Annotated in this window: 18 protein-coding genes; 14 read left to right on the top strand and 4 right to left on the bottom strand. The window is 67.7% G+C overall.

The genetic code is table 11. The features are described 5' to 3' along the window. The first annotated feature begins 43 nt into the window (after positions 1–43). The 9 genes from flgF to DVW87_RS11825 all read left to right on the top strand — a co-directional run bounded on the left by flgF (position 44) and on the right by DVW87_RS11825 (position 8,314). Positions 44–787 carry a flagellar basal-body rod protein FlgF gene (flgF, locus tag DVW87_RS11865; RefSeq protein WP_114687947.1) on the top strand — a complete coding sequence of 248 codons (744 nt, stop codon included), beginning with the start codon at positions 44–46 and terminating at the stop codon, positions 785–787. A gap of 12 nt (positions 788–799) precedes the next feature. Then, positions 800–1,588 carry a flagellar basal-body rod protein FlgG gene (gene flgG / locus DVW87_RS11860; RefSeq protein WP_114687946.1) on the top strand — a complete coding sequence of 263 codons (789 nt, stop codon included), beginning with the start codon at positions 800–802 and terminating at the stop codon, positions 1,586–1,588. After that, positions 1,588–2,295: a flagellar basal body L-ring protein FlgH gene (locus tag DVW87_RS11855; RefSeq protein WP_420822336.1), complete on the top strand. Its 708-nt coding sequence runs from the start codon at positions 1,588–1,590 to the stop codon at positions 2,293–2,295. The genes flgG and DVW87_RS11855 overlap by 1 nt, the downstream gene beginning before the upstream one ends. Positions 2,296–2,492: 197 nt before the next feature. Further along, entirely contained in the window at positions 2,493–3,596 is a 1,104-nt protein-coding gene (locus tag DVW87_RS11850) for a flagellar basal body P-ring protein FlgI (RefSeq protein ID WP_114687945.1), read from the top strand. Continuing rightward, positions 3,593–3,928 (top strand): rod-binding protein, encoded by a 336-nt coding sequence (locus DVW87_RS18105; RefSeq protein WP_181814815.1) that lies wholly within the window; start codon positions 3,593–3,595, stop codon positions 3,926–3,928. The genes DVW87_RS11850 and DVW87_RS18105 overlap by 4 nt, the downstream gene beginning before the upstream one ends. Further along, positions 3,925–5,289, top strand: coding sequence for a flagellar hook-associated protein FlgK (gene flgK / locus DVW87_RS11840; RefSeq protein WP_114687944.1), 1,365 nt, complete (start codon positions 3,925–3,927; stop codon positions 5,287–5,289). Before DVW87_RS18105 ends, flgK begins: the two co-directional genes overlap by 4 nt. A gap of 8 nt (positions 5,290–5,297) precedes the next feature. Then, on the top strand, positions 5,298–6,209 hold the full coding sequence (gene flgL, locus DVW87_RS11835) for a flagellar hook-associated protein FlgL (RefSeq protein ID WP_114687943.1): 912 nt from the start codon (positions 5,298–5,300) through the stop codon (positions 6,207–6,209). An 84-nt stretch (positions 6,210–6,293) separates the two neighbouring features. Then, positions 6,294–7,157, top strand: a complete 864-nt coding sequence (gene motA, locus DVW87_RS11830; RefSeq protein WP_114687942.1) for a flagellar motor stator protein MotA — start codon at positions 6,294–6,296, stop codon at positions 7,155–7,157. A gap of 245 nt (positions 7,158–7,402) precedes the next feature. After that, positions 7,403–8,314, top strand: a complete 912-nt coding sequence (locus tag DVW87_RS11825; RefSeq protein ID WP_114687941.1) for a flagellar motor protein MotB — start codon at positions 7,403–7,405, stop codon at positions 8,312–8,314. Between the two features lie 57 nt (positions 8,315–8,371). Here DVW87_RS11825 and DVW87_RS11820 read toward each other — a convergent pair whose 3' ends face one another. Together DVW87_RS11820 and DVW87_RS11815 are read right to left on the bottom strand one after the other, a co-directional pair. Next, positions 8,372–8,620, bottom strand: a complete 249-nt coding sequence (locus DVW87_RS11820; protein WP_114687940.1) for a ribbon-helix-helix domain-containing protein — start codon at positions 8,618–8,620, stop codon at positions 8,372–8,374. Continuing rightward, positions 8,617–9,288, bottom strand: coding sequence for a winged helix-turn-helix transcriptional regulator (locus DVW87_RS11815; RefSeq protein WP_114687939.1), 672 nt, complete (start codon positions 9,286–9,288; stop codon positions 8,617–8,619). Before DVW87_RS11815 ends, DVW87_RS11820 begins: the two co-directional genes overlap by 4 nt. A gap of 76 nt (positions 9,289–9,364) precedes the next feature. Here DVW87_RS11815 and DVW87_RS11810 point away from each other — a divergent pair, with 76 nt between their 5' ends. From DVW87_RS11810 to DVW87_RS11790, 5 genes are read left to right on the top strand one after another with little or no spacing between them, the layout of a single operon-like run. Then, entirely contained in the window at positions 9,365–9,775 is a 411-nt protein-coding gene (locus DVW87_RS11810) for a VOC family protein (RefSeq protein WP_114687938.1), read from the top strand. 20 nt (positions 9,776–9,795) lie between these two features. After that, positions 9,796–10,149, top strand: coding sequence for a DUF1428 domain-containing protein (locus DVW87_RS11805; RefSeq protein ID WP_114687937.1), 354 nt, complete (start codon positions 9,796–9,798; stop codon positions 10,147–10,149). 12 nt (positions 10,150–10,161) lie between these two features. Further along, positions 10,162–10,941, top strand: a complete 780-nt coding sequence (locus DVW87_RS11800; RefSeq protein ID WP_114687936.1) for a VOC family protein — start codon at positions 10,162–10,164, stop codon at positions 10,939–10,941. Beyond that, the gene (locus DVW87_RS11795) at positions 10,938–11,426 is read left to right on the top strand and encodes a VOC family protein (protein WP_114687935.1); all 489 of its coding nucleotides are present in this window, start codon (positions 10,938–10,940) and stop codon (positions 11,424–11,426) included. Before DVW87_RS11800 ends, DVW87_RS11795 begins: the two co-directional genes overlap by 4 nt. Beyond that, positions 11,423–11,881 (top strand): SRPBCC family protein, encoded by a 459-nt coding sequence (locus DVW87_RS11790; protein WP_114687934.1) that lies wholly within the window; start codon positions 11,423–11,425, stop codon positions 11,879–11,881. Before DVW87_RS11795 ends, DVW87_RS11790 begins: the two co-directional genes overlap by 4 nt. A gap of 80 nt (positions 11,882–11,961) precedes the next feature. Here DVW87_RS11790 and DVW87_RS11785 read toward each other — a convergent pair whose 3' ends face one another. Together DVW87_RS11785 and DVW87_RS11780 are read right to left on the bottom strand one after the other, a co-directional pair. Continuing rightward, a complete protein-coding gene (locus DVW87_RS11785; RefSeq protein WP_114687933.1) occupies positions 11,962–12,105 on the bottom strand; it encodes a lmo0937 family membrane protein in 144 nt (47 codons plus the stop codon). 57 nt (positions 12,106–12,162) lie between these two features. After that, positions 12,163–12,450, bottom strand: coding sequence for a hypothetical protein (locus DVW87_RS11780; RefSeq protein ID WP_114687932.1), 288 nt, complete (start codon positions 12,448–12,450; stop codon positions 12,163–12,165). Positions 12,451–12,472 lie beyond the last annotated feature (22 nt).

Here is a 12,472-nt window from a genome sequence, read left to right as displayed (position 1 = left end):
CCTCTCCTCAGGGCGAACGGGGTGGGGAGGTAAGGAAAGAACAATGGACAGGCTGGTCTATACCGCGGCATCGGGCCTCAAGGCGCACATGGCGTCGCAGGCGGCGATCGCGAACAACATCGCCAACGTCAACACGACCGGCTTTCGCGCCGATCGCGTGGTGTTCGATCGCCTGTCGGTCACCGGGCCCGGCTTCGAGGCGCGCGTGCCGGCGTCCGAGCAGGTGATCGACGCGGACCGCAAGGCCGGCGCGATGATGCAGACCGGCCGCCCGCTCGACGTGGCGGTCACCGGCGATGCCTGGATCGCAGTGCAGGCGCCGGACGGCAGCGAAGCGTACACCCGGCGCGGCGACCTTTCGGTCAATGCGTCTGGCGTGCTGGAGACCGGCGACGGTCACCCGGTGATGGGCTCGGGGGGGCCCATCACCCTGCCGCCTTACCAGAAGGTGTCGATCGGCAGCGACGGTTCGGTGTCGATCGTGCCGCAGGGCTCGACCGATGGCGCGGCGCAGGTGATCGACACGATCAAGCTCGTCTCCACCCAGGGGACGGATACGGCCAAGGGGCTCGACAACCTCCTCTACGTCAAGGGCGGCGGCGTGCTGCCGCAGGACATGGAGGCGCAGGTGACCGGCGGTGCGCTGGAGGGCTCCAACGTCGACATGACACAGGCGCTGGTCGACATGATCGAGAACCAGCGCGCCTATGAGGTGCAGGCCAACCTCCTGAAGGAGGCCAAGAACATGGACGAGAGCAGCGCATCCGTGATGCGCATGCCGTCCTAAGGAGTTGAAGCCATGACCACTGCCGCCATGCACATCGCGCGCACCGGGCTGGACGCCCAGGATACGCGCATGCGGGTGATCTCGAACAACCTGGCCAACGTGAACACCACGGGGTTCAAGCGCGACCGCGCCGCATTCGAGACGCTGAGCTATCAGACGATCACCGCGCCGGGCTCGCCCTCCACCTCGGAGAGCAAGTACGCCACCGGCCTGAACCTCGGCACCGGCGTGCGGGTGCAGGGCACTGCGCGGATCGAGACGCAGGGCGCGATGCAGACCACGGGCAACAGCCTGGACCTGGCGCTGGACGGCGACGGCTATTTCCAGGTGCAGCTGCCGGGCGGGCAGCTCGGCTATACCCGCGCGGGCAACTTCTCGCGCTCTGCGGAAGGGCTGCTGGTCACCTCCGAGGGCTATCAGGTGATGCCGGGCATCACCGTGCCGGAGGGCGCGACGTCGATCACCATCGGCAATGACGGCACCGTCTCGGCGACGGTGCCCAACCAGTCGGAAGCAACCGAGATCGGCCAGATCCAGGTGGCGAGCTTCGCCAACGCCGCCGGTCTCCTGTCGAAGGGCGACAATTACCTGACCGAAACCGCGGCCAGCGGCACCGCGAACCTCGGCATCGCCGGGCAGGACGGGCGCGGGCAGATCCGGCAGGGGATGCTGGAGGCATCCAACGTCAACGTCGTCGAGGAGTTGGTCGACATGATCGAGACGCAGCGCGCCTATGAGGTCAATTCCAAGATGATTTCGGCCACCGACGACATGCTCAAATACGTGAACCAGAACCTGTGATGCGCCATCTGACCACCTCCTTCGCGCCGTTCATGAGCGGCTTCGTCGCAGGCTCCATGCTGCTCGCGGCGGCCTTGCCGTCCTCGGCGGATGCCAGCGTGTTCGGCAAGAAGAAGCCGAAGACCGACTACACCGCGGTCATGCCCGCGCCCGTCGCGGCGCCCGCCCCGGCGAACGGCGCGATCTTCCAGGCCGATGCCGGCTATGGCGCGCTCTACGAAGGGCAGCGCGCGCGGCGCGTCGGCGATCCGCTGACCATCGTGCTGGTGGAATCGACCTCGGCGTCGAAGAGCTCGAACTCCAAGCTCAACTCCTCGGGCAGCTTCGGGCTGACGCCGCCGAGCACCGGCCCGTTTAACCTGTTCAAGAACTCGGACGCGAGCGCCAGCGGCAATCGCGGCTTCACCGGCCAGGGCTCGGCCGACCAGTCCAACTCGCTGTCCGGCGAGGTTTCGGTGACGGTGGCTGCGGTCTACCCCAACGGCACCATGCTGGTGCAGGGACAGAAGCGCGTGACGCTGAACCGCGGCGACGAGTTCGTGCAGATCAAGGGCCTGGTGCGCACCGCCGACGTGGACATCAACAATCGCGTGCTCTCCACGCGGGTTGCCGATGCCCAGATCGCCTATACCGGCAAGGGCGACGTGGCACGCGCCGGCCGGCAGGGCTGGCTGAGCCGGTTCTTCCAGGTGGTTTCGCCGTTCTAAATAGCTCCTCGTCCAACCCCGTTCGCCTCGAGTAGCCGTCGAGCTTGTCGAGACGGCGTATCGAGAGGTCGGCCGTAGCGCAGGTCTCTCGATACGGGCTCTCGACAAGCTCGATCCCTGCTCGAGACGAACGGTTTGGGAGATCCTTTCAGCTGCTGGTTTACGCCCCTTTAACCTTGTTCGGGCAGTCTGACCGCATGACCAAGTTCGTCCGCCCCTTGCTCGCCCTCCTCCTCGCGGTGCTCGCCGCCACGCCGGCCCATGCCGATCGCGTGAAGGACCTGGGCGGTTTCCAGGGCATCCGATCGAACCAGTTGACAGGCTATGGCGTCGTCGTCGGCCTGCCGGGCACGGGGGACGACAATCTCGAATATACGGTGCAGAGCCTCAAGGCCGTCGCCTCGCGCTTCGGCCTGCAACTGCCGCCCAACGCCAATCCGGGCATGAAGAACGCCGCGGTGGTGATGGTGACGGCGGACCTGCCGCCGTTCGCCAAGCCCGGCCAGCGGCTCGACATCACCGTCGCCTCCATGGGCAAGGCCAAGAGCTTGCGGGGCGGATCGCTGATCCTCACCCCGCTCCAGGGCGCGGACGGGCAGATCTATGCCATGGCGCAGGGCAACCTTGCGGTCGGCGGCCTCGGCGCGGAAGGGGCGGACGGGTCCAAGATCGTCGTCAACGTGCCTTCCACCGGCCGCATCCCCGAAGGCGCCACCGTGGAACGCGCGGTGCAGACCGGGTTCGAGACCGCGCCCAACCTCACCTTCAATCTTGCCCGCGCCGATTTCACGACCGCGCAGAACGTCGCGAGCGCGATCAATACCCGGCTGGGCCAGGGCACGGCGCAGGCGATCGACGCCGTCTCCATCGCCGTGCGTGCGCCGCAGGGCGCGGACGTGCGCGCCACGTTGATGAGCGAGATCGAGAACCTGTCCGTCACCTCCGCCGAGCCACCGGCGAAAGTGATTGTTAATGCCCGCACGGGAACGGTCGTTATCAACAGCGCGGTTCGGGTCGGTCCGGCCGCGGTGACCCACGGCAAGCTCACCGTGCGCATCGACGAACGCCAGCAGGTGGTCCAGCCCGCGCCTTTCAGCCAGGGCCGGACCGCGCTGGAGCGCAAGTCGGGCGTGTCGGTCGAGGAGGAGAAGCGACCCATGTTCCTGATCCCGGACGCGCCCAAGCTGGCCGATGTGGTGAAGGCGGTGAACGCGATCGGCGCGTCGCCCGCCGACCTCGTCGCCATCCTCGAGGCACTGAAGGAGGCCGGCGCGCTCAAGGCCGAGCTGATCGTGCTGTGAGCGAGGTTCCGGGCCTCCCCTCCGCTGCCTCGACCAGCGGCATTTCGCTCGACACCAGCCGGCTGTCGAACAAGGAGAACCTCGCCAAGGCGGGCAAGCAGTTCGAGACGATCTTCACGTCGATGATGCTGAAGTCGATGCGTCAGGCGAAGCTCGGCGACGAGCTGTTCGACAGCAAGGCACTCGATACCTTTCGCGAGATGCAGGACGGCAAGGTCGCCGCCGCCATGGCCGACCACGCGCCGCTGGGCATCGGCAAGGCGGTGACCGACTTCCTCGCCAGATCGCAATCCGAATTGCAGCCGAACCCGGCCGCGGCGACCGACAAGTGAGCGATCTCCTTTCCATCGGCGCCTCGGGCGTGCGCGCATACCAGACTGCGCTTTCCACCGTGTCCGACAACATCGCGAATGTCGGCACCGAAGGCTATGTCCGCCGCACCGCGACGACCCGGGAGGTGAGCGCCACCGGCATCGGCCTCGCCGCCAAGCCGGTGACGCCGGGCAATGGCGTGGTCGTCTCCGGCATCGCGCGCGCGGCGGACATGTTTCGCGCGGCCGACGTGCGGGCAGCCAGCACCGACCTGTCCAGGACCGCCACCAGCGTCACCTGGATGGGGCGGATCGACGGCGCGCTGACCGGCAACCAGCTTGGCACGCGCATCACCTCGTTCTTCAACGCCGCCACCGCCGTTGCCGCCGACCCGACCGCGTCTGCCCCGCGCAGCGCGATGCTGGAGGCCGGCACCACGGTGGCCAACGCCTTTTCGGCGACCGGCAAGGCGCTGGACCAGCTCACCGTCGAGCTCGACGCCACCGCCGAGGACGCCACCGCACAGGTGGACGCGCTGTCGCAGAAGCTGGCCAGGATCAACGACGGGCTGGCGCGGGCCGCGTCCGGCAGCTCGGCCGCTGCGTCGCTGCTCGACCAGCGGGACAAGGCATTGGAGGACATGAGCGCGCTGGTGGACGTGTCCGCCAGCTTCGACGCGCTGGGCCGCTCGACGGTGAAGATCGGCGGCGCCAACGGCGCGGTGATGGTGGCCGGCCTGGAAGCCGGTCACCTCACCTATGTGCGCGAGGCGGACGGCACCACCAGCTTCGCCGTGCACAAAGCGGGGGAGGTCACGTCTATCAAGCCCGCTGGCGGCGTGCTGGCCGGGGTCGGCGAGGCGGCGACACGGCTGCACGACGCCCGGCGCGACCTGAACGGCGTGGCGGACGGGTTCATGACCGGCGTGAACGCCGTGCAGACGCAGGGCGCGGACGTCTCCGGCGCCGCAGGGCAGCCGTTCTTCGAGCTGGTTCCCGGCGGCACCGCGACCGACTTCCGGCTGAAGCTGACCGATCCCAACGGCATTGCCGCAGCCGGCATGGGCAAGGGGCCGCGCGACAACAGCAACCTGCTCGACATGGATACCGGCCTCGCCGGCGTCCGTGCGAGCGGCGCGTTCGAAACCAGGGTCACCGATCTCGTCGCGGCCAACGCTGCCGCGCTGGCCGGACGGCAATCGGTGGCGGAGGCGCAATCGGCGATCCGCGACGCCGCCGTCGCTGCCCGCGACGGCCAGTCCGGCGTCAACCTCGACAACGAGGCGGTCGACCTCATGCGCTTCCAGCAGGCCTATTCAGCGTCCAGCCGCGTGATCCAGGTTGCGCGCGAAACCTTTCAGACGATCATCGGCATCAATTGAGGACGGCCATGCAGATCAGCACCTCCTCCTTCTACGATCGCTCGACCTCGCTGATGAACAAGCTGTCGGCAAAATCCGACCTTCTTCAGACGCAGATCTCCACGCAGACCAGGCTGCAAGGCGCCGCCGACGACGTGGTCGCCTACAAGCGTCTGGCCGGCATGAAGCAGGCGAGCGCGGACGATCTTGCCTATTCGGCGAACATCAAGCTCGGCCAATCCGTGCTCGCGCAGGCGGACTCGACGCTGGACGGCATGTCCACGCAGCTGCAGCGCGCCAAGGAGCTTGCGGTGCGCGCCGGCAGCGACACGCTGTCCGCCAGTGATCGCAAGGTGATCGCCACCGAGCTCAGGTCCGTGCTGGACGACATGGCGGCGCTGGCGAACACCAGGGACATGCGCGGGCAGCCCTTGTTCGGCGCGGCGACGGGCGACACCGCCGTCACCCAGGCGAGCGATGGCTCCGTCACCTTCACCGGCACCGGCGAGCCCGCCCCGCTGCCGATCGGCAACGGCACGTCTATCCAAGCGACCGACAGCGCCCAACGGGTGTTCGGCTTCACGGGCACGGACGGCACGGCTACCGACGTGTTCGCGACCGTCAAGAGGTTGGCCGACGCGCTGGAGGCGGGCGGCGGCATGACGGAGGCGCCGAAGGCGGCGCAGGACGATTTGTCGCTGGGCCAGACGCAGCTGACCTCCGCCCGCGGCTCGCTGGGCGCGCGGGCGGCGCGGCTGGAGCTCGATGCCGACCAGATGGCCGTGGCGGTGGAGAACCGGGAAGTTGCCCGTTCCGACCTCGAGGATACGGACATCACCTCGGCCATCGCCGAGTTGCAGAAGACGATCACGACGCTGCAGGCGACACAGGCGAGCTTCACCAAACTCTCCTCGCTCTCGCTGTTCGATTACCTCAAGTAGAGGCGCGAGTACCGGCAGGGTTAACCGGATCGAAGGGAAGCCCGGCTAACCCTGCCGCTCGAGAATATCGGGGGTTTCGCGCGTATGTTTCCGATCATCGGCCTTGTGGTCCTGCTGGTGATGATCTTCGGCGGTTTCGTCTTCACCGGCGGCGCGCTCGGCCCCGTCATGGAAGCGATCCCGCACGAGATGATCATCATCGGCGGTGCGGCCGTCGGCGCGCTCATCATCGGCAATTCGGGCAAGGAGCTGAAGGCGCTGGGCGGCGGCCTGGCCAAGGTGTTCAAAGGCCCGAAATACAAGAAGCAGGACTATCTGGACGTCATCTTCCTCGTTTCCAAGCTGATGAAGATGCTGCGCACGGACGGCCCGATCGCGCTGGAGCCGCATGTCGAGGATCCCAAGTCCTCCGCCCTGTTCGCCGAATATCCCAGGCTGCTCGCCGACCATGCCTTGACCAATCTCATCGCCGACACCCTGCGCCTGGTGGTCGTCTCCTCCGGCACGCTGGACGTGCATGCGGTGGAGGAAGTGATGGATGCGGCGATCAAGAACCACCATCACGAGGTCGCGACGCCGCAGGCGATGCTGCAGAACCTGGCCGATGCGCTGCCCGCGCTCGGCATCGTCGCCGCGGTGCTGGGCGTGGTGAAGACCATGGGCTCGATCGACAAGCCGCCCTCGATCCTGGGCGCGATGATCGGCTCGGCGCTGGTCGGCACGTTCATGGGCGTGCTGCTGGCCTACGGCATCGTCGCGCCGCTCGCCAACCGGCTGCAGCAGGTGCTGGATGCGGACGGCGCGATCTATCACACGGTGAAGCAGATCATCATCGCCTCGCTGCACGGGCATCCGCAGCCGCTGGTGATCGAGGCGGCCCGCTCGGGCATCGCGCACAACAACCAGCCCGGCTTCGCCGAGGTGTTCGACGGGCTGCGTGGGCGGTGAGCGTGGCTCCGCAGATGGTGTTCGCGCGAAGCCGCGAAGACGCGAAGATTGTCACGCGCGCAGAGGCGCAGAGGACGCGGAGAGTGCCTCGCCGGATCAGGCTTCCGCGCGTCAGCGCAGGCAGTTCGGAGAGCCGCTGTCGCGGCGGCGTCTACCTTTTGCGGAACACCCCTGCGTCTCTTCGCGATCGAGCCCCCCTTCGCGTCATCGCGCCTTCGCGTGAACCTCTTCGGAGCACCCGATAGATGGCCGGCGCACGCGCTCCCCACGGCTCCAATCAGCCGCCCAAGATCATCATCGTCAAGAAGGTGATCGCCGATGGCCATGGCGGCCATCATGGCGGGGCCTGGAAGGTCGCCTATGCCGATTTCGTGACGGCGATGATGGCGTTCTTCCTGCTGATGTGGCTGCTGGGTGCCACCAGCGAGAAGCAGCGCAAGTCGATCGCCGATTATTTCGCGCCCACGCTGATCGAGTTCAAGCAGAACTCCGCCGGCTCCAACGGGCTGTTCGGCGGTGAATCGATCACCGACAAGGACAATTACCCGCACAAGGCGGCGCAGAGCGGCACGCGCTCGCTGACCATCCCGGCGGACTCCACCGGGGGAACACAGGTCGGCACCGGGCAGAAGGGCACGCTGAAGGACAAGGCCGCGATGCAGGCGGCGGACCAGCAGAATTTCGAGAAGATGAAGCGCACGCTGACCAGGGCGATGGCGCAGAGCCCGCAGCTGAAGAAGCTGGCGCAGCATATCCGCTTCCTGCGCACCCGCGACGGGCTGCGCATCGACCTGATCGACGATGCGGATTATTCGATGTTCGCGCTGGGCACCACGCAACTGGTGCCGGAGGCATCGAGGCTGATCGGCATGATCGCGGAGTCGATCAAGGGTACGGAGAACCCGATCATGATCCGCGGACACACCGATGCGCTCGGCTACGGCAACCCGCTGGAATACAATAACTGGATGCTGTCCTCCGGCCGTGCCGAGGCGACGCGCCGGCGGTTGTTCGACGGAGGCGTGCCTGAACGCCGCTTCTACCGGATCGAGGGCGTCGCCGACCGCGAGCCGATCATCGCCAAGAACCCGACCGATCCGCGCAACCGCCGCGTCGCGATCACCTTGCTCTATCGCGGGGGCGCATTCGGGGAATAGCCCCGGACCTCGTGCCCCGGCGGAGGCCGGAACCCTCGCGTTCGTCGCGGAACAGCTTCATGGAGCGTTTCTCACGAACAGCCAGGTGCGCAGCGCGCTGGCGAGGTTGGGCGGGTCCGCCTCCACGATGCGCAAGGCATCGATCTGCGCAATCAGCGCACTGAGCGGCAGGCGGTGCACGCCCGCCGCCTGCTCCAGCGCGGTCCAGAAGACGGGTTCCAGGCTGATCGAGGTCTGGTGCCCGGCGATCGTCACCGATCGTTTGACCGGGCCGGCAAAGCCCTGCGGCGGGGGCGCGATGGTCATGGCGTGGCGATCTTCGCGGGCAGCGGAAACAGCGTGCGGAAGCGATCGAACAGCGCCTTGTCGCCGTCGACCGTCAGCAATCCTTCGGCGGGCGCGCCGCCATAGATCACCGCGGCAAACGCGGTTGTGGCGCCCGTCAGGCGCAGGTCGGCCGCGGAAACGATGCCCCGCTCCACCGCGATCCCCCGTGCGTCCACTCTCGCCACGAACGGCTCGCCGGTGACCTCCAGCGAAACCGTCATCGGCCGCTCGGCGGCGGCGTGGCGATCGATCATGGTGCGGAAAGACATCATCAGGGAGGCGGGCGACAGCGGCAGGCTGGGATCATGCGCGGGGCTGCGCACCGCCCAGCGACCGAGCTCCTGGATCGCCGTCTCGCTCTGGTAGCCCCATTCCGTCAGTTCGTAGACCTGCACGTTGGCCGGGGAGGGCAGGCGGCGCTTCGAGAGGATGCCGGCACGCTCCAGCCCGTCCAGCCGCTGCGTCAGCACGTTGGCGGAGATGCCCGACAGGCCCGCCTTGATCTCGCCAAAGCGTCGTGCGCCGAACATCAGCTCGCGCACGATCAGCAGCGACCAGCGTTCGCCCACCAATTCCATGGCCAGCGCCGTGCCGCAGGCATCGTCATACCAGCGCTTGGGGTTACTACTCACTTTATCTAACTTCATCGTTGCTTTAGCTAACTACTGGCGACACGCTTTGCAAGTGAGCCGAATCGAACGGCCGCCCCACGGGAGAGAAAGCATGAGCAAGCAAGTCTTTGTCAGCCTGCCGGTCACCGATGTCGCGCGATCCACCGCCTTCTACGAAGCGATCGGCTTCACGAAGAACGCCGCCTTCTCCAATGAGCAGGCGTCGGCGCTGCAATGGTCGGACACCTTCAGCGTGATGGTGGCCAGCCACGATTTCTACGCCACGCTGACCCCCAAGCAGATCGTTGATCCGCGCACGTCCAGCCAGGCGCTGTTCGCGCTTGCCATGGACAGCCGCGAGGCGGTCGATGCGATCAGCGCGGCGGCGGTCGCGGCGGGCGGGCGCGAGGCGCACGGTGCCGAGGACGAGGGCTTCCTGTACAGCCGGGGCTTCGAGGATCCGGACGGCCATGGCTGGGGCCCGATGTTCATGGACATGTCTGCAGCAAGCGAAGCGGCCTGATCCGGGCAGGGAGAAACCGCATGACCTATGTGGACGGGTTCCTGGCGCCGGTGCGCGCGGGCGTGAGCAAGGAGGAGTATCTCGGCTTCGCGGCCAGGGCTGCGCCGGTATTCCGCGAGCATGGCGCCCTGCGCGTGGTGGAATGCTGGAGCGACGATGTGCCGCACGGCACCGTTACCGACTTCTTCCGCGCAGTGGCGGCGGAGGAGGGCGAGCAGGTCGTCTTCTCCTGGATCGAATGGCCGGACAAGCAGGCGCGCGATGCCGGCATGGCAAAGGCGATGGAGGATCCGCGCATGCAGCCGGACGGCCCCATGCCGTTCGAAGGCAAGCGGCTGATCTATGGCGGGTTCGCCGCCATCCTGGACGCCTGAGGGGGAGTTGAGATGAACGGAATGCCGATCTGGTACGAGCTGATGACCCCGGACGTGGACGCGGCCAAGGCGTTCTACGGTGCAGTGGTCGGGTGGACGTTCACGCCGTTCGCGGTGCCGGGCGAGGGGATGGAGTACACCATTGTCGAGGTGGACGGGCAGGGCGTCGCGGGCATGATGCCGCGTCCGGCCGAGGCGCCGATCCCCGCCGGCTGGTACGCCTATTTCCATGTCGAGGACCTGGACGCCAAGGCAGGGGAGGTGACGGCGGCGGGTGGGAAGGTGCACATGCCCGCCAGCGACATCCCGAACGTCGGCCGTATCGCGCTGGTCGAGGATGCGCAGGGCGTTGCCTTCTACCTGATGCGGCCCAGCCCGCCACCGGGGATCGAGGGCGTGGAGAACACCGCTTTCTCCGAAACCCTGCCCGGCCGTGTCGCCTGGAACGAGCTGGTGACCACCGACAGCAAGGCCGCGCTCGGCTTCTACGGCGACCTGCTCGGCTGGACCTCCACCGAAGCGATGCCGATGGGGCCGATGGGCGACTACAGCTTCGTGGATTGCGGCATCACCAGGCTGGGCGCGATGATGGACCAGGCGAGCCCCGACCAGCCGAAACGCTGGGGTTTCTATTTCTCCATACCGGACGTGGACGCTGCCGCCACGCAGGTGGCCGAACTCGGCGGCACGGTGCTGATGGGGCCCATGGAAGTGCCCGGTGGACAGCGGATCGTCGTGGCGACCGATCCGCAGGGCTGTCCCGTCGGCTTCGTGTCGGGGGAACGGCCATGAGCAAGCTGATGACCTGCCTGTGGTTCGACAGGGGCGAGGCGCGCCGTGCCGCGGAATTCTATGCCGCGACCTTCCCCGACAGCCATGTCGGCGACGGCGAAGCGGCGGCGCTCGACTATCCGTCCGGCATGGCCGGCGACGAGATCACGGTGGAGTTCACCGTCTGCGGCCAGCCGTTCCTGGGCCTGAACGGCGGCCCCGGCATCACCGCCAACGAAGCGGTGAGCTTTCAGGTGTTCACCGACGATCAGGCCGAGACCGACCGCTACTGGGACGCGATCGTCGGCAATGGCGGGGCGGAGTCCGATTGCGGCTGGTGCCGCGACCGCTGGGGCTTCAGCTGGCAGATCGTGCCACGCGCGCTGATGGCCGGCATGACCGACCCTGACGGCGAGGCTGCCGCGCGGGTGATGCAGGCGATGATGACCATGCGCCGGATCGACATCGCCGCGATCGAGGCGGCACGGAAGGGAGCGGCGGCATGACCTACGAACTGGCGATCGAGCGGTTGATGGATGCGCCGGTCGGGGCGGTATGGCGGGCCTTTGCCGACCATCTCGGCGAATGCTGGTGCCCCCGGCCATGGCGGGCGGAGATCGTCGCGCAGGAGCTCCGTCCCGGCGGGCGTTCGGCGATGGTGATGCACGGGCCGGATGGCGAGAAGATGCCGCAGGAAGGCGTCTATCTGGAGGTGGTGCCGGACCGCCGCGTGGTGTTCACCGACGCGTTCGCCAGCGGCTGGGTGCCGCAGGGACCGTTCATGGTCGGCTTCCTGGAACTCACGCCCGAAGGGGAGCGGACGCGCTATCGCGCCGGTGCGCGGCACTGGACGGCCGAAGCGTGCGACCAGCACAAGGCGATGGGCTTCGAGGCGGGCTGGGGCGCCGTCGCCGCGCAGTGCGAGGAAGTGGCCCGCCGGCTGGCCGAATCGGGCACCTAGCCCGACCGAGGCCGCGGCCCCCCGCTCCGCGCAGGAGCGCCGGGCCGCGGCATCTCACTGCGCGGGTACGCCGCCCGCGACTAGACCCGTCGACCGCGGAACAGCTGCACCAGGCCGACGATGACGGCGATCACCAGCAGGATATGGATCAGCCCCGCACCGATTTGCAGCGAAAAGCCGAGCAGCCAAAGGATCAGCAGAATAGCGACAATCGTCCACAACATAATAAGCCTCCTTCTCCCAAGGTTCGCTCAACGCGTTCGTGTCGGCAGCGTTCCGATCTAGCGCGAGGAAGGATGCGGCTCGCTGCCGTCGTCCTCGGCGGCGGACAGGCGGCTGTCGCGCTCGGCGCCCGCGCGGCCGGCGTCCACGCCGGTATCGATCGGCGCGTTGGGGCTGGTGCCGGCCACCGCGCGGGCGGCCAGCGGATCGGCGGCGTCCGCGCCGCCCAGGCCGCCGCCGCCGGCATCGTCGCGATCCGCGTCGTGAAGTACCGAGGCGGCGGTTTCCCGGTCCTGCGCATCGTCGGGCAGCGTGTCGGGGGCGCTGTTCGGGTCGGTGTCGGGCATCGCAACTCTCCTTTGCCCTACA

Source organism: Sphingomonas aracearum (genome assembly GCF_003345355.1).
In the GTDB taxonomy this organism is placed as follows: Bacteria; Pseudomonadota; Alphaproteobacteria; order Sphingomonadales; family Sphingomonadaceae; genus Sphingomonas; species Sphingomonas aracearum.
This window is presented reverse-complemented; position numbering and strand designations above follow the sequence as displayed.

What these genes read in the sequence shown, in the direction of transcription:
- DVW87_RS11825 (WP_114687941.1), top strand. Translation starts at nt 7,403, where the DNA reads ATGGCCGGCGCACGCGCTCCCCACGGCTCCAATCAGCCGCCCAAGATC.
- DVW87_RS11855 (WP_420822336.1), top strand. Translation starts at nt 1,588, where the DNA reads ATGCGCCATCTGACCACCTCCTTCGCGCCGTTCATGAGCGGCTTCGTC.
- flgL (WP_114687943.1), top strand. Translation starts at nt 5,298, where the DNA reads ATGCAGATCAGCACCTCCTCCTTCTACGATCGCTCGACCTCGCTGATG.
- DVW87_RS11795 (WP_114687935.1), top strand. Translation starts at nt 10,938, where the DNA reads ATGAGCAAGCTGATGACCTGCCTGTGGTTCGACAGGGGCGAGGCGCGC.
- DVW87_RS11820 (WP_114687940.1), bottom strand. Translation starts at nt 8,620, where the DNA reads ATGACCATCGCGCCCCCGCCGCAGGGCTTTGCCGGCCCGGTCAAACGA.
- DVW87_RS11790 (WP_114687934.1), top strand. Translation starts at nt 11,423, where the DNA reads ATGACCTACGAACTGGCGATCGAGCGGTTGATGGATGCGCCGGTCGGG.
- DVW87_RS11785 (WP_114687933.1), bottom strand. Translation starts at nt 12,105, where the DNA reads ATGTTGTGGACGATTGTCGCTATTCTGCTGATCCTTTGGCTGCTCGGC.
- motA (WP_114687942.1), top strand. Translation starts at nt 6,294, where the DNA reads ATGTTTCCGATCATCGGCCTTGTGGTCCTGCTGGTGATGATCTTCGGC.
- DVW87_RS11850 (WP_114687945.1), top strand. Translation starts at nt 2,493, where the DNA reads ATGACCAAGTTCGTCCGCCCCTTGCTCGCCCTCCTCCTCGCGGTGCTC.
- DVW87_RS11805 (WP_114687937.1), top strand. Translation starts at nt 9,796, where the DNA reads ATGACCTATGTGGACGGGTTCCTGGCGCCGGTGCGCGCGGGCGTGAGC.
- DVW87_RS11810 (WP_114687938.1), top strand. Translation starts at nt 9,365, where the DNA reads ATGAGCAAGCAAGTCTTTGTCAGCCTGCCGGTCACCGATGTCGCGCGA.
- DVW87_RS11780 (WP_114687932.1), bottom strand. Translation starts at nt 12,450, where the DNA reads ATGCCCGACACCGACCCGAACAGCGCCCCCGACACGCTGCCCGACGAT.
- DVW87_RS11800 (WP_114687936.1), top strand. Translation starts at nt 10,162, where the DNA reads ATGAACGGAATGCCGATCTGGTACGAGCTGATGACCCCGGACGTGGAC.
- DVW87_RS11815 (WP_114687939.1), bottom strand. Translation starts at nt 9,288, where the DNA reads ATGAAGTTAGATAAAGTGAGTAGTAACCCCAAGCGCTGGTATGACGAT.
- flgG (WP_114687946.1), top strand. Translation starts at nt 800, where the DNA reads ATGACCACTGCCGCCATGCACATCGCGCGCACCGGGCTGGACGCCCAG.
- flgF (WP_114687947.1), top strand. Translation starts at nt 44, where the DNA reads ATGGACAGGCTGGTCTATACCGCGGCATCGGGCCTCAAGGCGCACATG.